The organism is Actinomycetospora aeridis, assembly GCF_037400275.1.
Classification (GTDB): domain Bacteria; phylum Actinomycetota; class Actinomycetes; order Mycobacteriales; family Pseudonocardiaceae; genus Actinomycetospora; species Actinomycetospora aeridis.
In genome coordinates, this window is the sequence record NZ_JBBEGL010000001.1 from 1,092,185 (window position 1) to 1,116,685 (window position 24,501).

A 24,501-nucleotide genomic window follows, 5' to 3' on the forward strand; every position below is an offset into this window, starting at 1 on the left:
CCACCGCCGGAAGGACGAGCCGTGACACTCTCCGTCGACTCACCCCGTCCCCGCGGCGACGCCGCCCCGACCACGCCACCCCGGGGCGCCGGCCCCCGCCGCCGTGCGCGGTGGATGCCGGCCCTCGTGGTGCTGGTCCTGGCGTTCCTGGCGTTCGTGCTGCCGCCCTACCTCGGGCTCGACCCGTCCGCGGCGCGCATCCCGGTGGACGCCTCCGTGCCCTGGCACTACCCCGTCCTGATCGTCCACATCGCGACCTCGACGATCGCGCTGCTGACGCTGTGCCTGCAGATGTGGCCGTGGCTGCGCGAGCACCACCCCGCGGTGCACCGGGTCAGCGGCCGGGTCTACGTGTTCGCCGGGGCGCTGCCCGCCGCGCTGCTGAGCCTGGTGCTCTGCCTGCAGGCGACCAGCCCGATCGGCACGCTCGGCGTGGCGACCGCCGGTGCGTTCTGGGCCGTCACGACGGCGATGGGCTGGATCCGCGGCCGGCAGCGCCGCTGGGGCTCCCACCGGCGCTGGATGCTCTACAGCTTCGCGTTCGCGCTCCAGGCCACGTGGGCCCGGCTCATCGCCGTCGTCGCCATCGTCGGCGGTCTGGAGGTGGACCCGGTCCTCATGGGCGAGGCGGGCACGTGGCTCGGCTGGATCGTCAACGTCCTGCTCGTGCACTGGTGGATCGAGCGGACCCGGAGCGGGGGCTGAGATGGCCGCCCCGACCGCCCCGTCCCGCACGGCCTGGTGGCGCCGGCCCTGGATGGTCCCGCTCGCGCTCGTCGCGCTCGCGACGCTGATGACGATGTGGCCGAACTACGTCGATCTCGACCCGGCCCGGGCCTCGGTGCCGATCCCGCCGGAACGCCCGTGGAAGTACACGCTGCTGCTCCTGCACGTCAGCTTCGGGTCGATCGCGCTGATCACGGCGTGCCTGCAGGTGTGGCCGTGGCTGCGCCGCCGGCACCCGCTCGTCCACCGGGTGTCCGGGAACGTCTACGTCGTCGCCGGCGTCCTGCCGTCGGCGCTCTCGGCGGTGTGGCTCATCGCCTGGATCGACGGCAACGAGGGCGCGGCGTGGATGAGCCGGGTGGTGCTCAACGTCTTCTGGGTGGGCAGCACGGTCCTCGGGCTCGTGATGGCCCGGCGGGGCCGCTGGGCGGAGCACCGCTGGTACATGGTGGTCAGCTTCGCGCTGACCATGGACGTGTTCACCGCGCGGTTCGTCTCGTTCACCCTGCTCGGGTTCACGTCCGCGCAGATCACCGACGACGAGTTCCTCGACATGATCAATTGGGGCGCCTGGACGGTCAATCTCGTGCTCGCCTTCTGGTGGCTCGAGCGCGGGCGCCGGGAGGCGCCGGCCACCCCGGAACGGCGCGGGACCCGTCGGCTGGTGGGGCTGCTCGCCGTGGCATCGGCCCTCGCGGCCGTCGTCCCGTTCGTGCCGCTCGACTGGCTCGCGATCGCCGTGGCGCACGGCGGCGTGCCGTCCCCCGATCCCGCCCTCCTGACCTGGTCGGGCGTGTTCCTCGCCGTCGCCCTGGTGACGGCGGTGATCCAGTGCTGGCCCTCGCGGCGCCCGCGGCTGCTCGCCGCGCGCGTGCACCTGCTCGCCGGCGTGCTCCCCGCGGTGCTGCTGGGCGTCCTGCTCGTCGCGGGAGCCGGCGGCGGTGGCTGGGTCGGGCGCTTCTACGTCGCCGCGCTCTGGCTCGCCGTCGCCGTGCTGACGCTCCGGATGGCGCGGCAGGGACGCTGGGGCGAGTACCGCCGCTACCGCGTCTACGGCCTCGCCCTCGCCCTGGACGTCGTGACGATGCGCCTGCTCGCGGTCGTCCTGCCCGTCGTGGCGCCCGGCCTCGACGTGCCCTCGCTCATGGACGTCGTCGGGTGGTGCGGCTGGATCCTCAACCTGGTCCTCGCGCACGCGTGGCTCGCACGCACCACGCGCCGGGACCGCCCGGCGGCGCACCGGCCCGTGGCGGCGCCCCGCGCCCCGGCCCGGGACCGCACCCCGGCGGTGTCGCGATGAGCGCGCGCCGCGCGGAGGGGGTCGCCCCGACCGTGACCGCCCTGCGCCGCCGGGCCGGCGAGGTGGTCGACGCCGAGCTGGCGCGCCTGGACGGGCGGCTCCCGCCGGTGCCGGACGGCGCTCGCGAGGAGATGACCCGCACCGTGCGCCGGGTCGTGGACAAGATCCTGCACACCCCGACGGTGCGGGTGAAGGAGCTCGCCGGCGCCCCGGGCGGGGTCACGTACGACGAGGCGCTGCGCGAGCTCTTCAGGCTCGCCGAGGGGGCGAGCAGCCCGGGAGAAGATCGCGGGGGCGTCGGGGGCGCACGCTCGGGACCGAGCCCATCACCCCCGGAGGAAGACATGATCAGCGATCGGAACCCCCGTCCGACCTCCGTCGGCGACGCCGTGGTCGAGCCCCCCGCCGACGAGGCCCAGGGCCGCGAGCCCCACGGTCTCGTCCGCGGGATCGTCTGGAGCGAGCTCGCCGCCGAGATGCGCGCCGAGGCCGCCGCCGCCGGCGACGACCGCTTCGAGCGACTCGACGCCCTGGTCACCCCGCGCCGGTCGGCGCCCTTCGAGGCGGCCCCGATCGACCTCGCGCGCGTCCGCGCCGAGCGTGCCGCCGCCGAGCGGGCCGCCCGCGAGTCCGGCGAGCGCGCGGCATGAGCGCGCCGGACCCCGGTCCGGCCGCGCCCCGTCCCGGTCTGCGGCTGGTCCGCGGCGACGAGCCGGCCGGGCGGGCCGAGACCGCCGAGAACCTCGCCGCCCGGCCCGCGCCACCGTCGCTCGGCGAGCTCGCCGACGCGCGCGGAGCGCGGCGCCGCGCGATCGAGGACGGGGACGAGCGGGCGGTCGAGCGGCGCCACGGCAACGGTCGGCTGACCGCCCGCGAGCGGCTGGACCTCCTGCTCGACCCGGGCTCGTTCACCGCGATCGACACGTTCCGCCGCGGCTCGGCCCGCGGGCCGAAGCTCACGACACCCGAGACCGACGGCGTCGTCGCCGGCTCCGGCACCGTCGGCGGGCAGCGGGTCTTCGTCTTCGCCCAGGACGCGACCGTGCTCGGCGGCTCCCTGGGGGCCGCCCACGCCGCGACGATCCACAAGGTGATGGACCTGGCGGTCGCCACCGGCTCGCCGCTGATCGGCCTGCACGACTCCGGGGGCGCCCGCATCCAGGAGGGCGTGGCCGCGCTCGACGGCTACGGCGGCATCTTCCGGCGCAGCGTCGCCGCGTCCGGGGTGATCCCGCAGATAGCGGTGCTGCTCGGTCCGTGCGCCGGCGGGGCGGCCTACGCCCCGGCGCTCGCCGACGTCGTCGTCATGGTCCGCGACGTCACGCGCATGTACCTCACGGGCCCGGACGTGGTGCGCCAGGTGACCGGGGCCGAGGTCACCCACGAGGAGCTCGGCGGCGCCGCGATGCACGGCGAGCGGACCGGCCTCGCCCACGTCGTCGCCGACGACGAGGAGACCGCGCTCGCCGACGTCCGCACGCTCGTCGGTCTCCTGCCGCCGAGCAACGCCGACCCGGCCCCGGTGCGCGCCGTGGTCCCGGAGGACCACGCCCGGCCCCGGCTGCGCGACATCGTCCCGACCGACGGCGCCGTGCCGTACGACGTCACCGACGTCATCGCCGAGATCGTCGACGGCGGCGACCACTTCGAGCTCTCCGAGGACTTCGCGCCCAACGTCGTCACGACGCTCGCGCGGGTCGCGGGCGAGCTCGTCGGGATCGTGGCCAACCAGCCCGCGGTGCTCGCCGGGGTGCTCGACCGCGCGGCGTCGGAGAAGGCGGCGCGGTTCGTGCGCTTCTGCGACGCCTTCGGGGTGCCGCTGCTCTCGCTCGTGGACGTGCCGGGGTTCCTCCCCGGCCTCGACCAGGAGCACCAGGCCGTCATCCGGCACGGCGCCCAGCTGCTCTACGCCTACTGCGAGGCCACCGTGCCCCGCATCGGCGTGGTGCTGCGCAAGGCCTACGGGGGCGCCTACATCGTCATGGACTCGCGCTCGCTGGGCTGCGACCTGGCGCTCGCGTGGCCGACCAACGAGGTGGCGGTGCTCGGCGCGCCGAGCGCGGTGGACGTGCTGTTCCGCCGCGAGCTGGCGTCCTCCGACGACCCCGACCAGCTGCGCCGCGAGTACGAGCACTCCTACCGCGAGCGCTACCTGCACCCCGACCACGCGGCCGAGCAGGGGCTCGTCGACGACGTCATCGACCCGGCCGCCACCCGGTCGGTGATCGTCGAGGGCCTCGCGATGCTGCGCGGCAAGCGCGCCGACCGCCCGGCCCGCAAGCACGGGAACGTGCCCCTCTGAGGGCAGCGACCGAGGAGGTGTGGTCATGAGCACCCGTCTCGGGCTCCTGACCGACGAGGAGCGCGAGCAGGCCGCGCTGGCCGCGCTGCGCGCGCTCGCCGCCCGCCCCGCGCGGCGGGCGGCGTCCCGATCCACCCACGAGACGAGGAGGCCCCGGTGACCGTCCTCGACCGTCCGACCGCACCCGCGCCGACCGGTCGCGGAACGCCCCGGCGCGGCTGGACACCGCTGCGCCTCCAGGCCCTGCTGGCCGGTGGGGTGTGGACGGCGTGGCTGGTGTTCGGGGGGACCGACGCCCTCGAGGCGCTGCGCCGCCACACGGCCGTCGCGGCGACGATGGTGCTCGGCTCGCTCGTCGGCGGCGGCACCAGCGAGGGCGGCGGCGCGATCGCCTTCCCGATGTTCACCAAGGTCCTCGGCATCCCGCCGACCGACGCGCGGGTGTTCACGTTCCTCGTCCAGAGCGTCGGGATGATCGCGGCGTCCGTCGTGATCCTGGTGCTGCGGGTCCCCGTCGAGCGCCGCGTCCTGGCCCTGGGCGTGCCGGCCGGGGTCGCCGGTGTGGTGTTCTCCGTGACCGTCCTCGCCCCCGGGGTCGCGTCGGGCGGCATCCGCCTGGGCTTCACCGTGCTCCTGGTCTCGCTCGGCATCGCGCTGGTCGTCGGCCACCTGCGCGGCAGCGTCGCCGTCCACGCGGCGATCCCGCGCCGCGGCCCGACGGAGGACCTCGTGATCATCGGAGCCGGTCTGGCCGGCGGCGTGCTCTCGGGGCTGGTCGGCGTCGGGGAGAACACCGTGATGTTCCTGGTGCTCGTCCTGCTGTTCCGGGTCTCGGAGAAGGTCGCGACGCCCACCACCGTCGTCCTCATGGCCGTCGTCTCCGCGGCCGCCGCGTTCTCCCACGCCGTGCTGCTCGACGACGTGCCCCCCGTGGTGTGGGAGTACTGGCTCGCGGCGGTGCCGGTGGTCGTGGTCGGCGCCCCGCTGGGGGCGGTGCTCTGCCGCTTCCTGTCGGCGGGCGCCATCCGGGCGATCCTGGTGACCCTCATCGGTGCCGAGCTGGTCAGCACCGTGCTGCTCGTGCCCTACGGGCCGCTCGGTGCGGCGGCGTCGCTCGGGGCGCTGGTCCTCACCACGGCCGCGTGCGTCCTGCTCGCCCGCGTCCGTCGCTACGCGCCGCCGGCCGTCCCCGACCGTCGACCGGCGAGGGAGGTGATCTGAATGGGTGTCGCCTCACGTCAGGGCACCTGCGCCGCCTGCGGGGGGCCGCTGGGCCGGGAGACCGACCTCGAGTTCCTCATCGACGACACCGTGCGGATGGTGGCCGTGCACCCGGGCCACTCCACCCAGCCGGACCGGGCCCTCCGCCCCGGCGAGCGTGACTCCTACCGTGACTCCGACAGAGACCCCGACAGAGACCCCGACGACCTCGACCCCGACGACGCGCTGGGAGCCGCAGCATGACCGCCCCGCCCGCCCCGTCTGCCCTGCTCGCCCTCGCGCGGCGTCCGTTGCGCCGCGCCGTGCACGACGCCCGCCACGTGAGCCCCGTGCCCTACCGGCGCGCGGACGCCCCCGTCCGGCGGGTGTACGACGCCGTCGAGCGCGACTTCGGCATGCTCGCGCCGCCGATCGCGGTGCACTCGCCGGCTCCCGTCGTCATGACCGCGGTCTGGCGCCTGCTGCGCTCGACGCTCCTGGCGCCCGGCACCGCGAGCCGGGCGGCCAAGGAGGCGGTGGCCGCCGCGGTCTCGCGCGCCAACCGGTGCCCCTACTGCGTCGAGGTCCACGACGCCGGCCTCGACGCCCTCGACGGCGCCGGAGCCCACGACGACCTCGCGGCGTGGATCGACGGGTCGGGCCCGGCGCCGGACGCGGGCCGCGCCGACCTCGACGACCTCCTCGACGTCGCCGCGACGTTCGAGTACCTCAACCGCGTGGTCACGGTGCTCCTGCCGGCCTCGCCGTTGCCGCCGGCCGCGCCCTCGGCGGTGCGCCGACGCGCCCTCGCGCTGCTGGGCTCCGCGGCCCGCGGCGCGGTCGCGGGCCGTGCCACCGAGCGGGCGCCCCGCCTGCTCGCCGACGTGGCCGACGCCGCGGCCGCGGCGCTGCCGCACGGCAGCGCCGCCGGCGAGGATCTCGTCCGCGAGGTCGCCGCCGGGGCGCGGCGTGGCCTCACGAGCGGGGCACGGCCGACCGACGTCACCGTCGTGCCGGGCCTGGACGCGGACGCCCCCGCGCCGGTCCGGCTCGCCGTGCTCGCCGCGAACGCGCCCTGGCGCGTGACCGACCCCGTCGTGCGGGAGGCCCGGGCGGACCTGCCCGACCGCGCGGGGGACGCGGCCGTCGTGGCGCTCGTCGCCCTCGGCGCCGCCACCGCGGCCCGGCTCCGGTCGGACGCGCGCGCGGCCGGCGCGAGGGAGGCGTCATGACCACGGTGCTGGTGACCGGTGCCGCGGGGTTCATCGGGTCGAACTTCGTGCGGCACTGGCGTGCGGCCCACCCCGGGGATCGGGTCGTCGGGCTGGACGCGCTGACCTACGCCGGGGTGCGCGGGAACGTCGAGGGTCTCGATGGTGTGGAGTTCGTGCACGGTTCGATCGCGAACACCGAGCTGGTGGAGCACCTGCTGCGGACCCACCGGGTGGACGTGGTGGTGAACTTCGCGGCGGAGTCGCACAACAGCCTGGCGATCCTGCGTCCGGGGGACTTCTTCGCGACCAACGTGATGGGCACCCAGGGCCTGCTGGAGGCCGTCCGCCGGGTGGGGGTCTCGCGGTTCCACCACATCTCGACCTGCGAGGTCTACGGCGACCTCCCCCTCGACGTCGACGACGCGTTCACCGAGGACTCGCCCTACTTGCCCCGCACCCCGTACAACGCCGCCAAGGCCGGCGGTGACCACGTGGTGCGGGCCTACGGGCTGACCTACGACGTCCCGGTGACGATCACGAACTGCAGCAACAACTACGGGCCGTTCCAGTTCCCGGAGAAGGTGATCCCGCTGTTCACCACCCGGGCGCTGGCCGGGGAGCCGCTGCCGCTGTACGCCTCGACAAAGAACCGCCGCGAGTGGTTGCACGTCGACGACCACGCGGCGGCGATCGACGCGGTGATCCACCACGGCACGGTCGGTGAGACCTACAACGTCGGGTCGGGGGTGGAGGTCGACATCGAGGGGATCGCGGACTCGGTGCTCGGCGCGCTCGATCTCGGTCCCGAGTTCAAGACGATCGTGCCGGACCGGCCGTCGCACGACCGCCGGTATCTGCTGGACAGCTCGAAGCTGCGCCGCGAGCTGGGCTGGGCCCCGCGGGTCGGGTGGGACGAGGGGATCGCCGCCACGGTCGACTGGTACCGCGCCAACGAGGCGTGGTGGCGCCCGCTGATCGGCCGCTCACCGGTCGTCGAGGGGGCCTGGTGACGGGGATCGCGCGACCCGCGGGACCTGGTCGTGACACGCAGTCGGGGAGAAGAGGGAGGACGTCGTCGTGAGCAGGCTGGTGGCACACCGATCACGACGGAGGACGCCATGATCACCGACCGGAACCCAGCCCTGCACCGGGCCGCTCGACTGGTCGGCCGCCGCTGGGCGCTCGAGGTCGTCGGAGTGCTGGCCGAGGGGCCACACCGCTTCACCGACCTGCGCGGTGAGCTGCCGGGACTGTCCCCGTCGATGCTCGCGGCCCGCCTCCGTGAGCTCACCGACGCCGGCGTCGTGCGACGGGAGCACCTGCCTCCGCCCGCCGGGTCCTCGGTGTACCGCCTCACGGAACGAGGAGCCGGACTGGTGCCCGTCGTGACGGCCCTCGCCGTGTGGGGCCTCACCCTCGACACCCTCGACACCCTCGACGTGCCGGTGCGGTCGATCGACGGGGGCCGCCGTGCCGCCTGAGACGACGTCCTTGTGCCGACGAGGCGACGGGAGCCGCACATGAAGGGGATCGTGCTGGCCGGCGGGTCGGGGACGCGTCTGCACCCGGTGACGCGGGCGGTGTCGAAGCAGCTGCTGCCGGTCTACGACAAGCCGATGATCTACTACCCGATCTCGGTGCTGATGCTGGCCGGGATCCGCGACGTCCTGGTCATCTCGACCCCGGTGGACCTGCCGGCGTTCCGGCGGCTGCTCGGCGACGGCTCCGAGCTCGGGGTCGAGTTCTCCTACGCCGAGCAGGCCGCCCCCAACGGGCTGGCCGAGGCGTTCGTGATCGGCGCCGAGCACGTCGGCGACGACACCGCCGCGCTGGTGCTCGGCGACAACGTCTTCCACGGCCCGGGGTTCTCGGCGATCCTGCGGCAGCAGGTCGCCCGGATCGAGCGCGAGGCGGGCTGTGCCCTGTTCGGGTATCCCGTGTCCGATCCCGAGCGCTACGGGGTCGGGGAGGCCGACGACCGCGGCCGGCTGGTCTCGATCGAGGAGAAGCCGGCGAGGCCCCGGAGCAACCGCGCGATCACCGGGCTCTACCTCTACGACAACGACGTGCTCGACGTCGCGCGCGGGCTGACCCCGTCGGCGCGCGGCGAGCTGGAGATCACCGACGTCAACCGCGCCTACGTCGAGCGCGGCGACGCCCGGCTGATCGACCTCGGCCGCGGGTTCGCCTGGCTCGACACCGGCACCCACGACTCGCTCCTGGAGGCCGGCCAGTACGTCCAGGTCCTCGAGCACCGCCAGGGCGTCCGCTGCGCCTGCCTCGAGGAGATCGCGCTGGACCAGGGCTGGATCACCCCCGGGCAGGCCTACGCGCTGGGCGAGCGGCAGGGGAAGTCGGGCTACGGCGCGTACGTCATGGAGCTGGCGACCCGGGCGGGCCGTGGGTTCCCGCCCCTGCGCGCCGTCGCCTGACGGTCGGCGCCGGACGACGAGAGGTCACCCGATCGTGGGGCCGGGCGGGCCGGAGATCGACAAGAGATCGAGATCCGGTCGACGGCACCTCCGTCCCGCCCGCCCCGCGCACCGGCCCGGTCGTCGCCGCGTGCCGGCTGCTCGTCGTGACGTGCCCGATCGCCGCGTTTCGCCTGTTCGACGGGGGGAATTCGCTGAGTGTTCCGGCGAGCGCGGCCCGCGACCACACCTCGGGCGCCCGGCATCGCCGACGACCCGACGCAGGGGGACTCCTGGTGCTCGACGAGCGTGAACAGCGCATCCTGGCCGACATCGAGCGGCAGATCGAGGGCAGCGATCCCGCGCTCGCCCGCCTGGCCCGCCCCAAGGACGACCGACGGCCCTACTGGCGCTCGGTCGCCGTGCTCGTCGTCGGCACGCTGATGGGCGTCGGGCTCGCGGCCCTGGGCCCCGTCGGCCACGGCCTGCTGCTCATCGCGATGTCCGCCATCCCGATGATCATCTGGCACTGGCGGCGCCCCGGCTCGGCGCACCCCTGGCCTCGGGTCTTCGGCGGCGAGCGCGAGGGCCGGGGCGAGAGCTAGCGGGTCCCCGCGTCGGCGAGCCGCTCCTCGAGCCGCCGCGCGGCGGTGAGCAGGGCGTCCGCCCAGCGCGCCCCGGGCCGCCGGCCGATGCGGTCCACCGGGCCGGAGACGGACACCGCGGCGACGACCGTTCCTCCGGAGTCGCGCACAGGGGCGGACACGCTCGCGACGCCGGCCTCCCGTTCGGCGACGCTCTGGGCCCAGCCCCGTCGCCGGACCTCCTCGAGCACCGGCTCGGGGAAAGCGAGAGCGCGCTCGGAAGACCAGGCGGCGAGGACCTTCGCGCCCGACCCCGCGGCCATCGACACCCGCACCCCCACCGGCACCGTGTCGCGGAGCCCGCTGGCGGGCTCGGCCGCCGCGACGCACACGCGGACCGCGGGGTCCGATGAGTCCCGCCGGTAGAGCTGGACGCTCTCGCCGGTGAGGTCGCGCAGGTCGGGCAGGACCTCCTCGGCGGCCGTGAGCAGCGGGTCGCCGTGGCCGTGGGCGAGCTCGCCGAGCGCGGGCCCGGGGCGCCAGCGGCCGTCGGCGTCGCGGACCAGCAGCCGGTGGGTCTCGAGCCCGACCGCGAGCCGGTGCGCCGTCGCGCGCGGCAGGCCGGTGCGCTCGCACAGCTCGCCGAGCGCGCACGGCGTGGCCGCGGCCGCCCGCAGGACGACCACCGCCTTGTCGAGCACGCCGATACCGCTACCCTGTCCCACAGGACGACATCGTAGTCCCAAGATGTGAGAAAGATGCAGGAAGAAGGCTGACTGGTGGGACGCACGCTCGCGGAGAAGGTCTGGGACCAGCACGTGGTGAGGCACGGTGAAGGACAGGAGCCGGACCTCCTCTACATCGACCTCCACCTCGTCCACGAGGTGACGAGCCCGCAGGCCTTCGACGGGCTGCGCCTCGCCGGCCGGCCCGTGCGGCGCACCGACCTCACCGTCGCGACCGAGGACCACAACGTCCCCACCCGCGACCTCCACCTGCCCATCGCCGACGAGACCTCGGCGACGCAGGTCTCGACGCTGCGCAGGAACTGCGAGGAGTTCGGCGTCCGCCTGTTCCCCATGGGCACCGAGAACCAGGGGATCGTCCACATGATCGGCCCCGAGCAGGGGCTGACCCAGCCGGGCACGACGGTGGTCTGCGGCGACTCCCACACCTCCACCCACGGCGCGTTCGGCGCGCTCGCGTTCGGGATCGGCACGTCGGAGGTCGAGCACGTGCTCGCCACCCAGACGCTGCCGCTGCGGCCGTTCAGGACGATGGCGATCGAGATCTCCGGGTCGCTGCGCCCGGGCGTGACCAGCAAGGACGTCATCCTCGCGGTCATCGCCCAGATCGGCACCGGCGGCGGGGCGGGCTACGTGCTCGAGTACCGCGGCGAGGCGGTGCGCGAGATGACGATGGAAGCCCGCATGACGATGTGCAACATGTCGATCGAGGCCGGCGGGCGCGCGGGCATGATCGCCCCGGACGAGACGACGTTCGAGTACCTCATGGGGCGTCCCCACGCCCCGCAGGGCGAGCAGTGGGACGAGGCCGTCGCGGCGTGGCGCGAGCTGCGCACCGACGACGACGCCGAGTTCGACACGGTGGTGCACGTCGACGCCGACGCGCTGACCCCGTTCGTCACCTGGGGCACCAACCCCGGCCAGGGGCTGCCGCTGGGCGAGTCGGTGCCGGACCCCGCGACCATGGACGACGACGCCGCGGCCGCGACGCGCAAGGCCCTGCAGTACATGGCGCTCGAGCCGGGCACGAGGCTGCGCGACATCGCGGTGGACGTCGTGTTCCTCGGGTCGTGCACCAACGCCCGCATCGAGGACCTGCGCGCCGCCGCCGGCGTCCTGCGCGGCCACCACGTCGCCGACGACGTGCAGATGCTCGTCGTCCCCGGCTCCATGCACGTCAAGGCACAGGCCGAGGCCGAGGGGCTCGACACGGTGTTCACCGAGGCCGGCGCCGAGTGGCGCTCCGCGGGCTGCTCGATGTGCCTGGGCATGAACCCCGACCAGCTCGCTCCCGGCCAGCGGTGCGCCTCGACGTCCAACCGCAACTTCGAGGGGCGGCAGGGCAAGGGCGGGCGCACGCACCTCGTCTCGCCACTGGTCGCCGCCGCCACCGCCGTGCGCGGCACGCTGTCCTCGCCCGAGGACCTGACCCCCGCCGTCGCGACGGTCTGAGGAGCGATCACCGTGGAGAAGTTCTCGACCCACACCGGCATCGGCACGCCGCTGCGCGTGTCGAACGTCGACACCGACCAGATCATCCCGGCCGTCTACCTCAAGCGCGTCACGCGCACGGGATTCGAGGACGGCCTGTTCGCCTCCTGGCGCACCGACCCGGCGTTCGTCCTCAACGTCGAGCCGTTCTCACGGGGCAGCGTGCTGGTCGCGGGCTCGGACTTCGGCACCGGCTCGTCCCGCGAGCACGCCGTCTGGGCGCTGATGGACTACGGCTTCCGCGTCGTCATCTCCTCGCGCTTCGGCGAGATCTTCAAGGGCAACTCGTCGAAGGCAGGGCTGCTGGCCGCCACTGTCGAGCAGTCCGACGTCGAGCTGCTCTGGAAGAAGATCGAGGAGCGCCCGGGCCTCGAGCTCACCGTCGACCTCGAGGCGAAGACCGTCACGGCCGACGACCTCGTGGTGGGCTTCACCGTCGACGACTACACCCGCTGGCGGCTCCTCGAGGGCCTCGACGACATCGGCCTGACCCTGCGTCACGCCGACGCCATCGACGCCTACGAGTCGACGCGACCGGCGCACAAGCCGGTCACCATCTGAGGGAGCTCAGCAGGGCACCTCACCAGGGCACCTCGCCGGCGTCCTCGAAGAAGCCGCCGGTGGGGCCGTCGTCGGGCAGGGTGGCCAGGCGGATCGGCGTCGCGGCGCCCTGCTCGGTGGTGCGGTGGCCCTGGAAGCCGTTGAGGTCGGTCGCGACGTAGCCGGGGCACGCCAGGTTGATCTTGATGCCGGTGCCCTCGAGCTCCCGGACGTACTGCAGGGTCACCGCGTTCAGGTACGTCTTGGACGGCGAGTAGCCGATCGCGATCGGGCCGGCCTGGCCGGCGGACTGCCGTGTGAGCGACCCGACGCTCGAGGACACCGTGACGATCCGCGGGTGCTCCGAGCGGCGCAGCAGCGGCAGCATCGCGTTCGTCGTCCGGATGACGCCGAAGACGTTCGTCTCGAGCACGGTGCGCAGGATGTCGAGGTCGATGGTGGTCGGGTCCTGCGGGCCGTCCCCGGTGATGCCGGCGTTGTTGACGAGCACGTCGAGCCGGTCGAGGGACGCCGCGGCCGCCGCCACGCTGGCGTCGTCGGTGACGTCGAGCGGCACACCGAACGCGTCGACGCCGGCGGCCTGCAGCTTCTCGACGGCCTCCGCGCGGCGGGCGTCGTCGCGCGCGCCCACGCCGACCCGCAAGCCCAGCGCGCCGAGCCCCGCCGCGATGTCGTACCCGATGCCCTTGTTCGCCCCGGTGATCAGGGCGGTGGTCTTGTCGCTCATGTCCTCGATCGTCGGCGCGGTGCCGGGTGATCGTCCAAGACCGCCTCGGTGCGCACCCATACCGCAGGAGTATCAATGATGGCGTGGAGACGCGGGAGCTGAGGTACTTCGTCGCGGTCGCCGAGGAGCGGCACTTCGGGCGGGCCGCCGAGCGCCTCGGGATCGCCCAGCCGCCGCTCTCGCGGGCGATCCAGCAGCTCGAGCGACGCGTCGGGGCCCGGCTGCTCGACCGCACCACGCGCGAGGTCGCGCTGACCGAGGCCGGGGCGGTGCTGCTGGCCGAGGGCCGGGCCGCGCTCGACGCTGTCGACGCCGCCGCGCGCCGGGCCCGCCGGGCCCACGACGGCCCGGGGCTCGTCCTCGTCTCCAAGGCGGGTGCCTCGGAGGAGCTGCTGGCGAAGCTGCTCGACGCCTACGCCGCGGAGCCCGATGCGGTCGAGGTCGACGTGCAGCTGTGCGGGCCGGGGCAGCAGGAACGGCTCCTGCGCGACGGCCGCGCCGACGTCGCCCTGCTGCACCGCCCCTTCGACGCGACCGCCGGCTTCGACACCGAGGACCTCGTGACCGAGGGGCAGGCGCTCTACCTCCCGGCCGGGCACCCGCTCTCGGCGCGCCCGGAGCTGCGGATGGCCGACCTCGCCGACCTGCCGCTGCCGCGCTGGCCCGCGGCCGGCGGCGGCTATCCCGAGGGTCCGGGCCCGGAGGTCCGCGACACCGCGCAGCTGCGCCAGCTCGTCTCGCTGGGACGCGCCGTGGCCGTGCTGCCGGAGTCCGCCCGGCACGGACTGGCCGACGACGTCGTCACCGTGCCGCTGGTCGACGCCCCGCCGGTGACCACCGTGGTGGCGTGGCCGCCGCACAGCCGCTCGCGGGCGGTGGCCGACCTGGTCCGCGTGGCGAGCAGATTGTGAAGTTAGGTTCCCCTAAGTAGGAGGGGTAGGGTCGGGATCATGGCTGCTCCCGACACCCAGGCCCCTACCCGTCGATCCAAGGGCGGGCCGGGTCACCGCCTGCGCGTGCTGCGCACCGAGCGGCTCACCCCGCACCTGGTGCGCGTCGTCCTCGGCGGCCCGGGCCTCGACGGCATCGTCGACAACGGCTGCACCGACAAGTACGTGAAGCTCGCGTTCCCGCGCCCCGGCGTGGAGTACCCGACGCCGTTCGACGTGGCCGCCATCCGCGAGGCCATGCCGCGCGAGGACTGGCCGCTCGTGCGCACCTACACCGTCCGCTCGCTGGACCACCGGGCCGGCGAGATGGTGATCGACTTCGTGGTGCACGGCGACACCGGCGTCGCCGGCCCCTGGGCGCTCGCGGCGGCGCCCGGCGACGAGATCACGCTGATGGGACCGGGCGGCGCCTACGCGCCCTCGGCCGACGCCGACGCGCACGTGCTGGTGGGCGACGAGGCCGCGATCCCGGCGATCGCCGCCGCGCTCGAGCAGGTGGCCCCCGGGGTGCCGGTGCACGCGTGGGTCCAGGTCGACGGTCCCGACGACGAGCTGCCGCTGCCCACCCCCGGCGCGCTGTCCCTGCGCTGGCTGCACCGCGACGCGGGCGAGGACCTCGTCGACACCGTCCGCACCGCCGACTGGCCCGCGGGTACCGTCCACGCCTTCGTCCACGGTGAGACCGGCGACGTCAAGGCGCTGCGCGGCCACCTGCTCGAGGAGCGGGGCCTCGACCGCGCGTGGCTCTCGATCTCGGGCTACTGGCGCCGCGGCGCCGACGAGGACACCTTCCAGGCCGAGAAGCGCGCCGAGGTGCGCTGACGCGCACGTGAGCACTTTCGCGTGCTCCAGCACCCGAAAGTGCTCACATGGCCGGAGGCCACCTCAGTCCGGGAGCGCCCGGCGGCCGGGGCCGACGCTGACCATCCTGCCCACCGACGGCACGCCGCGGTCGTCGACGAGGAAGAGCATGTAGGGGCCGGGCGGGGTCAGCGCCGGGTTCTTCGGCACGTGCACCGACACCCCGTTCGCGGCGGGACCCACGTCGAGCGCCACGGAGCGCATGTCGGTGGTCGTCACGTGGGTCGCGGTCGACGCCTTGATCAGCCGGGCGCTGCGCACGTGGCCGGCGTCGGGCGTCGGGATCGTCGCCGTCTGGTCGCGGGCCAGCGTCGGGGGCGCGTCCGCGATCGACGGGCGCGCGCCCTGGAACAGGTAGGGTGGGCTGTAGATCTCGATACGCTGCTCGAACGTGCCCGGGACGAGGTTCTGCTCGTCGTCGAAGAGCGGGTCCGAGCCGGCCGTGAGCACGCGGCCGTCGGGCAGCAGGATCGCCTCGGTGTGGTAGTCGCGGCCGACGGCGGGGTCGGCGGCCGGGGCGAGCTGACCGGTGTCGGGGTGCAGCAGCTGCGCGATGTGGTTGTTGGTGCCGCCCTTGCCGCGGTAGTCCCGCGACCCGCCGGAGATCAGCATCGTGTCGTCGGGCAGGTCGACGAGGTTGGGGTAGCGCACGCCCTCGGGCAGCGTCGGTCCCGGCGTGAAGTGCGGGGCCGGGTCGCGCAGGTCGAGGTAGTCGATGCGTCCCGTCGAGCGGGGGCTCTCGCCGATCCCGCCCCCGCCGACGACGGCGAGGCGCTGGTCGTTCACCGGCCCGACGAAGGCCGACCCGGCCGTCTCGAGCAGGTCCGGGTCGCGCATGCCGGGGATCGGCGCGAACGTGCCGGTGTCGGTGTCCCAGAAGCCGGGCTCGCGGCCGCGCTCGGCGGGGCCGTAGCCGGCGTTCGCGCCCGTGTAGACCATCCGCCCGGCCCGGTCGGTCTCGAAGATCGCCGGGTAGGTCGGGAAGTAGTGCGTGAGGTCCTTGCGCTCGACGAAGGCGTTCGTGCGCGGGTCGAAGATCTCGGTCTGCCCGTTGAGGACCTCGCCGGTGCCGTCGAGCCCGGCGGTGGTGAGCACCCGCCCGTCCGACATCGGCGTCAGCGTGGCGTACCAGCGGTGGAACTCCATGTCGGAGACCCGCGTCCACGTCTCGGAGACCGGGTCGAACGTGAAGGCCTTGTTCGTGCCCTGGTAGTCCTGCTTGCGCAGGGTCATCCGCTGGCCCTGGCCGTAGACGTTGCGCGCGACGTCCGACGGCAGGCCCTCGATCTGGTACTGGGCCGGGTTCTCGTTGACCGCGGCGGGCCCGGCGTCGATCGCCTCGACGAACACCGGCTTCTCCGACGCCGTCACCTGGGTGCGCCGGCCCTGGCCCGCCTTCGTCGCCGGGGGCAGGGCCGTCTCGGCGTCGGCGCGGTAGCGGATCCCGGTGGGGGAGACGAACACGGTGCCCGCGGGCAGCACCATCGGGGCGTTCGGGTCCTCGTTCTTGACCGTCATCGTGCCGGCGGCGTTGGTGACCGCGCCGTCGAGCCGCTCGTAGCGCTGCGTGCCGCCCGCGACCAGCAGGCGCCCGTCGGGCAGCGTCGTCTGCCCGCCGCAGAACATGTCGTCGGGGACGGGGATCATCCGCGACTGCCCGGTGGTCGGGTCGTAGAGCAGGCTCTTGAGCGCCCGCGTCGCGAACATGTCCTCCTTGTTGCCCGACCCGGCGATGAGCAGGACCTTGCCCGACGACAGCAGCGCCGCGTGGATCGCGTTGACCCGGCTCGGCTCGGGGACGTCGATCGTGTCCCAGTGCCCGTACTGCCGCATGTAGTCCGGGCTGTTGATGAGCTGTTCGTGGCGCCACTCGTCGATGTACGACCACGCCGGGGGGACGTTCACGCCCAGCAGGACGGCCGCGGCGACGACGACGAGGACGACCTGGCGGACGCGTCGGGAGTTCGACGGACGCACCGGGGCAAGCTCCTGCGGATGGGCGACGGAGGCAGCGTGAAGTCGGGGGAGGGGCTGGGGAGGGCCCCGACGCTAGCCCAACCGGGGTCGCCGACCGTGCCCGCCCTGATTGCTCCCCGTGCGTCCCGGCGTGGGCGATTCGTCCCGAGAGGCGGATCTCAGAAGATCGCGTCGCGGTGGTAGTCCGCCGCGACGAGCTCGCCCTCGGGGCCGAAGGAGAGCACCCAGACGCTGCCCTTGCGGCACGGCGGGTCGGTGAGGTCGCGGGCGGACTCCGGGGGCGCGCCGGCCGCGACCGCCGCGGCCGCCAGGGTGGCCACGAGGTGCGGGATGCCGCCGCCCTGCGCGCACACCGCCGCGACCACGCCGCCGTCCGCCGCGTCACCGGCGGCGCCGTCGGCGAGCCGGGCGAGCGTCGCGAGCGCGGCGGTGTCGTCGATCCCGACGGCGTCGTCGCCCAGCTCGGGGACGTCGTGCACGGCGAGGCCGGTGACCGCGGCGCAGGGCTCGAGGGTCTGCCGGCAGCGCACGATCGGGACCGCGGCGAGCGCGCCGACGCCGAACCCCGTGAGCAGCCCGGCGAGCTGCTGGGCCTGCAGGCGGCCGTCGGCGTCGAGCGGGCGCTCGGCGTCGGGCCGGTCCCACTCCGTGCGCTTGCCCGCGAGCGCGTGCCGCACGAGCAGCACCGTCCGCAGGCCCGCCGGACGGGCGGCGAAGACGTCGAGGACCTCGCGGTCGGACGCGTAGGTCAGCAGCGGCGCCGCGTCGGCCGGCGCGAGCCAGCGCAGCTCGTCGGTCTCGTCACCGGGGACGAACTCGCCCGCCCCCGCGCGGGCGGCCCAGTACTCGACGACCTTCTCCTCGCCGTTCACCGCGTACTGCACGGTCCGCAGGTGCCGGCCCAGCACGGCGGCGAAGCCGGTCTCCTCGGCGATCTCGCGCACCGCGGCGTCGACGCGGGTCTCGCCCGGGTCGACCTTCCCCTTCGGCAGGCTCCAGTCCTGGTGGTGCGGGCGGTGGACGACGGCGACCTCGACCTTCTCGTCGGTGCCGTCGTCCCCGGCCGGGCGCCACAGCACCGCGCCCGCGGCGTGGACAGTCACGTGCCCGCCTTCCCCCTCAGCAGCTGGACCTGGTGGTCGTCGACGGCCAGGCCCTCGTGGCCCTCGCCCGCCGCGACCGGCCACGGGTCCCACGACCCGTCGGGCTGCAGGATCCAGCACCGCGTGGACGGCGCGACGGCCGAGTCCATGATGGCGTCGAGCTGGGCGGTCAGCCGCGGGTCGGTCACGGGCACGAGCGCCTCGACACGGCGGTCGAGGTTGCGGTGCATCATGTCGGCGCTGCCGATCCAGCGCTCCCCGGCGCCCACGAAGTGGAAGATCCGGGAGTGCTCGAGGAAGCGCCCGAGGATCGAGCGCACGCGGATGTGCTCCGACAGGCCGGGCACGCCCGCGCGCAGCGAGCACAGCCCGCGCACCACGAGGTCGACCGGCACGCCCGCCGCGGACGCCCGGTAGAGCGCGTCGATGATCTGCTCGTCGACCAGCCCGTTGACCTTGATCCGGATGCCGGCGGTCTCGCCGCGCTCGGCCCGCTCGCGCTCCGCGTCGATCCGCTCGACGATGCCGCGCCGCAGCCCGTACGGGGCGACCAGCAGTTTCCGGTACGACCGGCGGCGCGCGTAGCCGGTCAGCACGTTGAACAGGTCGGTGAGGTCGGCGGCGATCGTCTCGTCCGCGGTGAACAGACCGATGTCCTCGTAGAGCCGGGCGGTCTTCGGGTTGTAGTTGCCGGTGCCGAGGTGGCAGTACCGCTTGATCGTCGAACCCTCCTGGCGCACGACCAGCACGGCCTTGCAGTGCGTCTTGAGCCCGACGAGGCCGTAGACGACGTGCACGCCCGCCCGCTCCAGCGCCCTCGCCCAGCCGATGTTGGCGCGCTCGTCGAACCGCGCCTTGATCTCCACCACGGCCACGACCTGCTTGCCGGCCTCCGCGGCGTCGATGAGTGACTCGACGATCGGCGAGTCGCCCGACGTGCGGTAGAGCGTCTGCTTGATCGCGAGCACCTTCGGGTCCGACGCCGCCTGCTCGATGAAGCGGTGGACGCTCGTGGAGAACGAGTCGTAGGGGTGGTGGACGAGGACGTCGCCCTCGCGCAGGGTCGCGAACACGCTCTTCGGTGTCTCGCCCTCGCTGAACGCGGAGTGGGTGGACGGCACGAACACCGGGTCCTTGAGCTCGGGGCGCACGAGGCCCAGGAGCTCCATGAGCGCCGAGAGGTCGAGCAGCCCGGGCACCTGCACGACGTCGTGCGGGTCGACGTCGAGCTCGCGCAGCAGGAGCTCGAGCATGTGCTCGCTCATCGTGTCGGTGATCTCGAGACGCACCGGCGGGCCGAAGCGCCGGCGCGCGAGCTCGCGCTCGAGGGCCTGCAGCAGGTCCTCGTCGCGGTCCTCCTCGACCTCGAGGTCGGCGTTGCGGGTCACCCGGAACACGTGGTGCTCGACCACGTCCATGCCCTCGAAGAGCTGGTCGAGGTTCTCGGCGATGAGGTCCTCGATGGGCAGGAACCACGCCTGCCGGTCGTCGTCGGCGGGGCCGTCGGTGGCCGGGCCGTCCTCGTCGGGATCGGGCCGTACGCGCACGAGGCGCGGCACGTTGTTGGGCACCTTGACCCGCGCGAAGTGCTCGGTCCCGGTCTGCGGGTCGTGCACCGCGACGGCGAGGTTGAGCGACTGGTTGGAGATGTAGGGGAACGGGTGCGCCGGGTCGACGGCGAGCGGCGTGAGCACCGGGAACACCTGGCGGGCGAACCAGTCCGAGAGCCGGGGCCGCGCCGACGCGGTGACCTGCGACCAGTCGATGATGTGGATGCCGGCCTCGTCGAGGCCGGGGCGGACCTCGTCGAGGAAGACCCGGGCGTGCTTGTGGGAGAGCTCCTGCGTGCGCGCCGCGATGCGCACGAGCTGCTCGCGCGGGGTCAGCCCGTCGGCACCGCGCACCGCCAGCCCGGCCTCGTCGCGGCGCTTCAGGCCGGCCACGCGCACCATGTAGAACTCGTCGAGGTTCGACGCGAAGATCGACAGGAACTTGGCGCGCTCGAGGATGGGCTGGCTCGTGTCCTCGGCGAGGGCGAGCACCCGCGCGTTGAACTCCAGCCACGAGAGCTCGCGGCTGTCGTAGCGGTCGGTGGGCAGGTCCAGCGCGCCGGCCGGGCCCGCGGTCGGCGCGGCCGGCGCGGACGGCGTCCGGCGCACCGACCGGGCGCTCTCGTCGGGCGGGGCCGGCGGGTGGGGGCCGGGGAGCTCGGTGTCGCTCCCGCTTCCCCGGGGGGCCGAGGACACGGGTTCCGAGGAGACGGACTCCGGCGACACGGACTCCGGCGACACAGAGGGGCTCACGGGGCCGATGGTGCCCGAGGTGGCCGGGTGCCGCGAGCGCCCGCGACGCGTCCCACCCCGGCGGGCGCCGGACGCCGGTCGCGGGTCCTCGGGGAGGGCGAGGGACTCCCCGGATGCCTGGCAGGCAGTCGGGGCGTCCCTCGCTCCACGGGCACGCGGGTCCGCGCCGGCCGGACGGGCGTCAGACGGCGTGGTGCGCCCGGTCCTCGGACCAGGCCGAGGTCGCCGGGCCGGTGCCGAGCGCGCGGGCGCGGGCCAGGTCGGCGACGGTGTCGACGTCGCCCCGCAGTCCCGGCCAGTCACCGTCGAGGGGCACCGCGCCGGCGCGGGTGTGGGCGCGGGCCGAGCCGGGCCCGAAGCGGGGGCGCAGGGGACGCCCGGGGGCCGCGACCAGCAGGGTGGTGCCGGTGCCCTCGTGGTCGGCGACGACGGCCGCGGGCGCCCCGCCGGCGAACACCGCGGCGGCCCGGGCCAGGGCGTCGTCGAGCTCCTCGGGGCGCAGGGCCGGCAGGTCGGCCTGCAGCGCGGCGACGGCCCGGCTCCCGGAGCGGCGCAGGTGGGCCTCGCCGGCGTGGATCGCGGCGTTCAGCCCGCCGCCGTCGTCGTGCACGACCTCGCGGGGTTCCCCGGCGGCGCCGAGGCGGTCGCCGGACTCGATGGTCACCACCACCAGGCGCCCGACACGGTGCGCGGCCCGCGCGGCGGCCAGCGTGTCGCGGGCCAGGGCGAGCGCGAGCGAGCGGTGGGCCTGCTCACGGTCGGCGTCGTCGCCCGGCAGGTCGGCGACGGCCGGGGCGAGCCGCGACTTGGCGCGGCGCAGCTCCTTGACCGGCACCACGAGGTCGACCGCGACGTCCACCACCACAGTCTGCCCCCGTTCGGCCGAGCGGGGTGACGGTGGCGGGTCTCGCTGGACCGCTCGGCGGGCACGGGAGAGACTGCGCGCGTCGGGACGGTTCCCCTCCGTGCCCGGACGGACGGCCCGAACGACTCACAGGCGGAGGTGGCGACCCGGTGGCACCGGCGCGCGAGAAGGGCGGGCCGGCGGTGGCCCTCGCGGCCTTCGTCTTCTACCCGCTGACGTTGGTGCTGGCGAAGCGCCGGATGGAGGGCCTCGAGCACATCCCCGCCCGGGGACCCGCGCTGCTGGTCTGCAACCACGTCTCCTACCTCGACCCCGTCTACACGGCCGTGTTCGTGCACCGGGCGCGACGGGTGCCGCGGTTCCTCGCCAAGGCGTCGCTCTGGAAGGTCCCGCTGTTCGGCCGGGTGCTGCAGGGCAGCCGCCAGATCCCGGTCAGCCGGGGATCGGCGGAGGCCGGGGCGAGCCTCGAGGCGGCGCGCACGTCGTTCGCCGACGACGGGGTCGTCGTGATCTACCCCGAGGGCACGATCACCCGTGACGAGGCCGGGTGGCCGATGGCGGCCCGTTCCGGTGCGGCGCGCCTCGCGCTCGACGTCGACGTGCCCGTGATCCCCGTCGTGCACTGGGGGACGCTGTCGGTCTACGACCACTACCGGAAGCGCTTCCGGCCGTCGTGGCGCACGACGATCACGGTGAAGGCGGGCCCCCCGATCCCGATGGACGACCTGCGCGCCCGGCTCGCCGACCGGGGGCCGCGGCCGCTGCTGCGCGAGACCACCGAGCGGATGATGACCGCCGTCCGCGAGCTGCTCGGCGAGGTGCGCGGCGAGCCGGTTCCCGAGGTCACCCGCGGGCGGAGCAGCGAGCAGTGAGCGCGGTCCTCCCCGAGGGGGTGCGCCCCCTGCAGCGGGTCGCGGTGCTCGGCGCGGGCTCGTGGGGCACGACGTTCGCCAAGGTCCTCGCCGACGCCGGCACGCCGGTGACGCTGTGGGCGCGCCGCGCCGAGGTGGCCGAGAGCGTCGCCCGCGAGCGCCGCAACCCCGAGTACCTGCCGGACGTCCGGCTGCCGGCCGACCTCGTGGCGACCGCCGACGCCGACGAGGCGCTCGACGGCGCCGAGGCCGTCGTGCTGGCCCTGCCCGCCCAGCGGCTGCGCGAGAACCTCGAGCACTGGCGCCCGCACCTGCCCGACGGCGTGACGCTGGTCAGCCTCGCCAAGGGCGTCGAGCGCGGGTCGCTGCTGCGGATGAGCGAGGTGATCCGCGAGGTCACCGGGGCCGAGGCCGACCGGGTGGCCGTCGTCTCGGGCCCGAACCTCGCCGGCGAGATCGCCGCCGAACAGCCGACCGCGACGGTGGTGGCCTGCACCGACCACGACCGCGCGGTGTCGGTGCAGCACGCCTGCTCGACGGGCTACTTCAAGCCCTACACCAACACCGACGTGATCGGCTGCGAGCTCGGTGGGGCCTGCAAGAACGTCATCGCGCTCGCCTGCGGCACGGCGGCGGGCCTGGGCTACGGCGACAACACGATGGCCTCGCTGATCACCCGGGGGCTCGCCGAGATCTCGCGGCTCGCGGTGGCCCTCGGCGCCGAGCCGCTGACCCTCGCCGGGCTCGCGGGCATGGGCGACCTCGTGGCCACCTGCGCGTCCCCGCTCTCGCGCAACCGGCGCTTCGGCGAGGCGCTCGGACGCGGGATGTCGGTCGCCGAGGCCGAGGAGGCGAACCACGGGCAGGTCGCCGAGGGCGTCAAGTCGTGCGACGCGATCAGCGAGCTGGCGCGGCGCCACACCGTCGACGCGCCGATCGTCGACGCGGTGCGGCGGGTGTGCGCGGGCGAGGTGTCGGCCAAGGAGGTCGGCGACGAGCTGATCAACCGCGAGCTGAAGGTGGAGTGAGCTCCCGCACCGGTCGAGCTCCCGCTCCGCGTCGTCTCCCACCCACCACGTTTGCTCCTTCCGGCCCCGGGAACACTGCTCGCGATGGACGTGCTGCAGCGGATGGGCCCGAGGACGGCGCCGGCGACGGCCGTGGCGCCGCTCGAGCTGTGCGCTCTCGCCACCACGGAGAACGCCGCCACGCTGCGCCGGCGCTTCCGCTGCTGGGTCGGTGAGATCACGGACCCCGACACGTCCGACGACCTCGCGCTCGCGGTGTACGAGGCCCTCGCGAACGTCGTCGACCACGCCTACGTCGAGCGCGGCACCCCCGGGCTCATGACGCTGTGGGCCGCGGTGTCCTGCCCGCTGCTGACCGGTCGCGACCTCGTCGTCACCGTCGTCGACGAGGGTGCCTGGCGCCCCAGCAGCGGCCCGGGCTGGCGGGGCCGCGGGCTGCCGCTGATGCGCGAGCTCATGCACGCCACCGCCGTGCTGCCCGGCGAGCACGGGACGACGGTGCAGCTGCGCCGCCGCGTGCCCGTGCCCTCGCGGCGTGAGGCGGCGCTGGTCTAGGACGCGGCGCTACAGCTCGGCGCTACACCTCCCTGCGCGGGACGTGCGCCGGCACCGGTGTGTCCTGCGGGAGCGCCGGGCACGTCGTCACCTCGGCCACGCGTGTCTCGAGACGCACGACGCCGGCCCAGCGGTCGTCGCCGTCGGCGACCGCGTCCCCGTCGCCGGGCGGGCCGGTGCGGGCCTTGACGCTGGCCTCGGTGAGGTCGACGGCGATCACCGAGGTCGCGGCCATCTCCTTGCGGCTCGGTGCGGTGGCGTGCTCCTCCTGCCCGGGCGCCACGTGGGCGACCAGGGCGCGCAGGGCGGTCATCGCCTCGTCGGGGTCGGTCACCTTCCGCGCGTGCCCGCGCACGACGGCGCTGCGGTAGTTCGCGGAGTGGGTGAACCAGCGGCGCGCGTACACCAGCCCGTCGATGAGGGTGACCGTGACGCACACCGGCTCGCCGCCGCGCAGGCTGGCCGCGCCGCTCGACCCGTGCAGGTAGAGCACGTCGCCGACGCGGGCGTGCATGGTCGGCAGCACGACGGGCTCGCCGTCGACGACCCGCCCGAGATGCGCCACCAGCGCCTCGTCGAGCACGGCGTGCAGCTCGGCCCGGTCCTCGCGCTGGCGGTCGCGGTGGCGGCGGACGCGGGAGCGGTCGGTGGGGGAGAGCGTGCTGCTGGTCATGTCCCCATGGTGGGTGCTGGGGTGGCATGCTCGAACGGCCACTTCCCGCCGG

At 74.7% G+C, this 24,501-nt stretch carries 26 protein-coding genes; 19 read left to right on the plus strand and 7 right to left on the minus strand.

Annotated elements, in window-relative coordinates:
* Positions 1-21: 21 nt before the first annotated feature.
* The 12 genes from WCD41_RS05100 to WCD41_RS05155 all read left to right on the plus strand — a co-directional run bounded on the left by WCD41_RS05100 (position 22) and on the right by WCD41_RS05155 (position 9,758).
* Positions 22-705, plus strand: coding sequence for a DUF2306 domain-containing protein (locus WCD41_RS05100; protein ID WP_337712278.1), 684 nt, complete (start codon positions 22-24; stop codon positions 703-705).
* 1 nt (position 706) lies between these two features.
* Entirely contained in the window at positions 707-2,026 is a 1,320-nt protein-coding gene (locus WCD41_RS05105; RefSeq protein WP_373695067.1) for a DUF2306 domain-containing protein, read from the plus strand.
* Positions 2,023-2,676 (plus strand): glutamyl-tRNA reductase, encoded by a 654-nt coding sequence (locus tag WCD41_RS31095; protein ID WP_373695068.1) that lies wholly within the window; start codon positions 2,023-2,025, stop codon positions 2,674-2,676. Before WCD41_RS05105 ends, WCD41_RS31095 begins: the two co-directional genes overlap by 4 nt.
* Positions 2,673-4,328, plus strand: coding sequence for an acyl-CoA carboxylase subunit beta (locus tag WCD41_RS05115; protein WP_337712279.1), 1,656 nt, complete (start codon positions 2,673-2,675; stop codon positions 4,326-4,328). The genes WCD41_RS31095 and WCD41_RS05115 overlap by 4 nt, the downstream gene beginning before the upstream one ends.
* Positions 4,329-4,353: 25 nt before the next feature.
* Positions 4,354-4,488, plus strand: a complete 135-nt coding sequence (locus WCD41_RS05120) for a hypothetical protein (RefSeq protein WP_337712280.1) — start codon at positions 4,354-4,356, stop codon at positions 4,486-4,488.
* Positions 4,485-5,549 (plus strand): TSUP family transporter, encoded by a 1,065-nt coding sequence (locus WCD41_RS05125; protein ID WP_337712281.1) that lies wholly within the window; start codon positions 4,485-4,487, stop codon positions 5,547-5,549. Before WCD41_RS05120 ends, WCD41_RS05125 begins: the two co-directional genes overlap by 4 nt.
* Complete coding sequence (locus WCD41_RS05130; RefSeq protein WP_337712282.1) at positions 5,550-5,792, plus strand: hypothetical protein; 243 nt, start codon at positions 5,550-5,552, stop codon at positions 5,790-5,792.
* Entirely contained in the window at positions 5,789-6,760 is a 972-nt protein-coding gene (locus WCD41_RS05135; RefSeq protein WP_337712283.1) for a carboxymuconolactone decarboxylase family protein, read from the plus strand. The genes WCD41_RS05130 and WCD41_RS05135 overlap by 4 nt, the downstream gene beginning before the upstream one ends.
* The gene (gene rfbB, locus WCD41_RS05140) at positions 6,757-7,752 is read left to right on the plus strand and encodes a dTDP-glucose 4,6-dehydratase (protein ID WP_337712284.1); all 996 of its coding nucleotides are present in this window, start codon (positions 6,757-6,759) and stop codon (positions 7,750-7,752) included. The genes WCD41_RS05135 and rfbB overlap by 4 nt, the downstream gene beginning before the upstream one ends.
* Positions 7,753-7,860: 108 nt before the next feature.
* Positions 7,861-8,223 carry a winged helix-turn-helix transcriptional regulator gene (locus tag WCD41_RS05145; RefSeq protein ID WP_337712285.1) on the plus strand — a complete coding sequence of 121 codons (363 nt, stop codon included), beginning with the start codon at positions 7,861-7,863 and terminating at the stop codon, positions 8,221-8,223.
* Positions 8,224-8,262: 39 nt separating this feature from the next.
* Positions 8,263-9,174 carry a glucose-1-phosphate thymidylyltransferase RfbA gene (rfbA, locus tag WCD41_RS05150; protein ID WP_337712286.1) on the plus strand — a complete coding sequence of 304 codons (912 nt, stop codon included), beginning with the start codon at positions 8,263-8,265 and terminating at the stop codon, positions 9,172-9,174.
* 275 nt (positions 9,175-9,449) lie between these two features.
* On the plus strand, positions 9,450-9,758 hold the full coding sequence (locus WCD41_RS05155; protein ID WP_337712287.1) for a DUF3040 domain-containing protein: 309 nt from the start codon (positions 9,450-9,452) through the stop codon (positions 9,756-9,758).
* On the opposite strand, the gene WCD41_RS05160 is transcribed toward WCD41_RS05155, so the two are convergent.
* Positions 9,755-10,462, minus strand: a complete 708-nt coding sequence (locus WCD41_RS05160) for an IclR family transcriptional regulator (protein ID WP_337712288.1) — start codon at positions 10,460-10,462, stop codon at positions 9,755-9,757. The two genes, WCD41_RS05155 and WCD41_RS05160, sit on opposite strands and share 4 nt — an antisense overlap.
* A 54-nt stretch (positions 10,463-10,516) precedes the next feature.
* Between WCD41_RS05160 and leuC the strand changes: the two genes are divergently transcribed.
* Both leuC and leuD read left to right on the plus strand, forming a co-directional pair.
* Complete coding sequence (gene leuC / locus WCD41_RS05165) at positions 10,517-11,935, plus strand: 3-isopropylmalate dehydratase large subunit (RefSeq protein WP_337712289.1); 1,419 nt, start codon at positions 10,517-10,519, stop codon at positions 11,933-11,935.
* A 12-nt stretch (positions 11,936-11,947) separates the two neighbouring features.
* Positions 11,948-12,535: a 3-isopropylmalate dehydratase small subunit gene (gene leuD, locus WCD41_RS05170; RefSeq protein ID WP_337712290.1), complete on the plus strand. Its 588-nt coding sequence runs from the start codon at positions 11,948-11,950 to the stop codon at positions 12,533-12,535.
* Positions 12,536-12,554: 19 nt separating this feature from the next.
* On the opposite strand, the gene WCD41_RS05175 is transcribed toward leuD, so the two are convergent.
* Positions 12,555-13,262 carry an SDR family oxidoreductase gene (locus tag WCD41_RS05175; RefSeq protein ID WP_337712291.1) on the minus strand — a complete coding sequence of 236 codons (708 nt, stop codon included), beginning with the start codon at positions 13,260-13,262 and terminating at the stop codon, positions 12,555-12,557.
* Between the two features lie 83 nt (positions 13,263-13,345).
* Between WCD41_RS05175 and WCD41_RS05180 the strand changes: the two genes are divergently transcribed.
* Together WCD41_RS05180 and WCD41_RS05185 are read left to right on the plus strand one after the other, a co-directional pair.
* Entirely contained in the window at positions 13,346-14,173 is an 828-nt protein-coding gene (locus tag WCD41_RS05180) for a LysR family transcriptional regulator (protein WP_337712292.1), read from the plus strand.
* Between the two features lie 39 nt (positions 14,174-14,212).
* The gene (locus WCD41_RS05185; protein WP_337712293.1) at positions 14,213-15,034 is read left to right on the plus strand and encodes a siderophore-interacting protein; all 822 of its coding nucleotides are present in this window, start codon (positions 14,213-14,215) and stop codon (positions 15,032-15,034) included.
* A gap of 63 nt (positions 15,035-15,097) precedes the next feature.
* On the opposite strand, the gene glxA is transcribed toward WCD41_RS05185, so the two are convergent.
* The 4 genes from glxA to cofC all read right to left on the minus strand — a co-directional run bounded on the left by glxA (position 15,098) and on the right by cofC (position 21,315).
* The gene (gene glxA, locus WCD41_RS05190) at positions 15,098-17,050 is read right to left on the minus strand and encodes a radical copper oxidase GlxA (RefSeq protein WP_337712294.1); all 1,953 of its coding nucleotides are present in this window, start codon (positions 17,048-17,050) and stop codon (positions 15,098-15,100) included.
* A 158-nt stretch (positions 17,051-17,208) separates the two neighbouring features.
* Entirely contained in the window at positions 17,209-18,153 is a 945-nt protein-coding gene (locus WCD41_RS05195) for an NUDIX domain-containing protein (protein WP_337712295.1), read from the minus strand.
* The gene (locus WCD41_RS05200) at positions 18,150-20,456 is read right to left on the minus strand and encodes an RNA degradosome polyphosphate kinase (RefSeq protein WP_373695069.1); all 2,307 of its coding nucleotides are present in this window, start codon (positions 20,454-20,456) and stop codon (positions 18,150-18,152) included. The genes WCD41_RS05195 and WCD41_RS05200 overlap by 4 nt, the downstream gene beginning before the upstream one ends.
* Before the next feature lie 181 nt (positions 20,457-20,637).
* A complete protein-coding gene (cofC, locus tag WCD41_RS05205) occupies positions 20,638-21,315 on the minus strand; it encodes a 2-phospho-L-lactate guanylyltransferase (RefSeq protein WP_337712296.1) in 678 nt (225 codons plus the stop codon).
* 155 nt (positions 21,316-21,470) lie between these two features.
* On the opposite strand from cofC, the gene WCD41_RS05210 reads away from it, so the two are divergent.
* From WCD41_RS05210 to WCD41_RS05220, 3 genes are all read left to right on the plus strand, one after another.
* Positions 21,471-22,193: a lysophospholipid acyltransferase family protein gene (locus WCD41_RS05210; RefSeq protein ID WP_337712297.1), complete on the plus strand. Its 723-nt coding sequence runs from the start codon at positions 21,471-21,473 to the stop codon at positions 22,191-22,193.
* A gap of 29 nt (positions 22,194-22,222) precedes the next feature.
* Positions 22,223-23,221 (plus strand): NAD(P)H-dependent glycerol-3-phosphate dehydrogenase, encoded by a 999-nt coding sequence (locus tag WCD41_RS05215; RefSeq protein WP_337712349.1) that lies wholly within the window; start codon positions 22,223-22,225, stop codon positions 23,219-23,221.
* A gap of 84 nt (positions 23,222-23,305) precedes the next feature.
* The gene (locus WCD41_RS05220; protein ID WP_337712298.1) at positions 23,306-23,776 is read left to right on the plus strand and encodes an ATP-binding protein; all 471 of its coding nucleotides are present in this window, start codon (positions 23,306-23,308) and stop codon (positions 23,774-23,776) included.
* A 22-nt stretch (positions 23,777-23,798) separates the two neighbouring features.
* Here WCD41_RS05220 and WCD41_RS05225 read toward each other — a convergent pair whose 3' ends face one another.
* On the minus strand, positions 23,799-24,449 hold the full coding sequence (locus tag WCD41_RS05225; protein WP_337712299.1) for a pyridoxamine 5'-phosphate oxidase family protein: 651 nt from the start codon (positions 24,447-24,449) through the stop codon (positions 23,799-23,801).
* Positions 24,450-24,501: the final 52 nt, after the last annotated feature.

Excerpts from the sequence above, each read along its gene's own strand:
- WCD41_RS05105 (WP_373695067.1), top strand. The coding sequence starts at position 707 with ATGGCCGCCCCGACCGCCCCGTCCCGCACGGCCTGGTGGCGCCGGCCC.
- WCD41_RS31095 (WP_373695068.1), top strand. The coding sequence starts at position 2,023 with ATGAGCGCGCGCCGCGCGGAGGGGGTCGCCCCGACCGTGACCGCCCTG.
- WCD41_RS05115 (WP_337712279.1), top strand. The coding sequence starts at position 2,673 with ATGAGCGCGCCGGACCCCGGTCCGGCCGCGCCCCGTCCCGGTCTGCGG.
- WCD41_RS05120 (WP_337712280.1), top strand. The coding sequence starts at position 4,354 with ATGAGCACCCGTCTCGGGCTCCTGACCGACGAGGAGCGCGAGCAGGCC.
- WCD41_RS05130 (WP_337712282.1), top strand. The coding sequence starts at position 5,550 with ATGGGTGTCGCCTCACGTCAGGGCACCTGCGCCGCCTGCGGGGGGCCG.
- WCD41_RS05135 (WP_337712283.1), top strand. The coding sequence starts at position 5,789 with ATGACCGCCCCGCCCGCCCCGTCTGCCCTGCTCGCCCTCGCGCGGCGT.
- rfbB (WP_337712284.1), top strand. The coding sequence starts at position 6,757 with ATGACCACGGTGCTGGTGACCGGTGCCGCGGGGTTCATCGGGTCGAAC.
- WCD41_RS05145 (WP_337712285.1), top strand. The coding sequence starts at position 7,861 with ATGATCACCGACCGGAACCCAGCCCTGCACCGGGCCGCTCGACTGGTC.
- rfbA (WP_337712286.1), top strand. The coding sequence starts at position 8,263 with ATGAAGGGGATCGTGCTGGCCGGCGGGTCGGGGACGCGTCTGCACCCG.
- WCD41_RS05175 (WP_337712291.1), bottom strand. The coding sequence starts at position 13,262 with ATGAGCGACAAGACCACCGCCCTGATCACCGGGGCGAACAAGGGCATC.
- WCD41_RS05185 (WP_337712293.1), top strand. The coding sequence starts at position 14,213 with ATGGCTGCTCCCGACACCCAGGCCCCTACCCGTCGATCCAAGGGCGGG.
- WCD41_RS05220 (WP_337712298.1), top strand. The coding sequence starts at position 23,306 with ATGGACGTGCTGCAGCGGATGGGCCCGAGGACGGCGCCGGCGACGGCC.
- WCD41_RS05225 (WP_337712299.1), bottom strand. The coding sequence starts at position 24,449 with ATGACCAGCAGCACGCTCTCCCCCACCGACCGCTCCCGCGTCCGCCGC.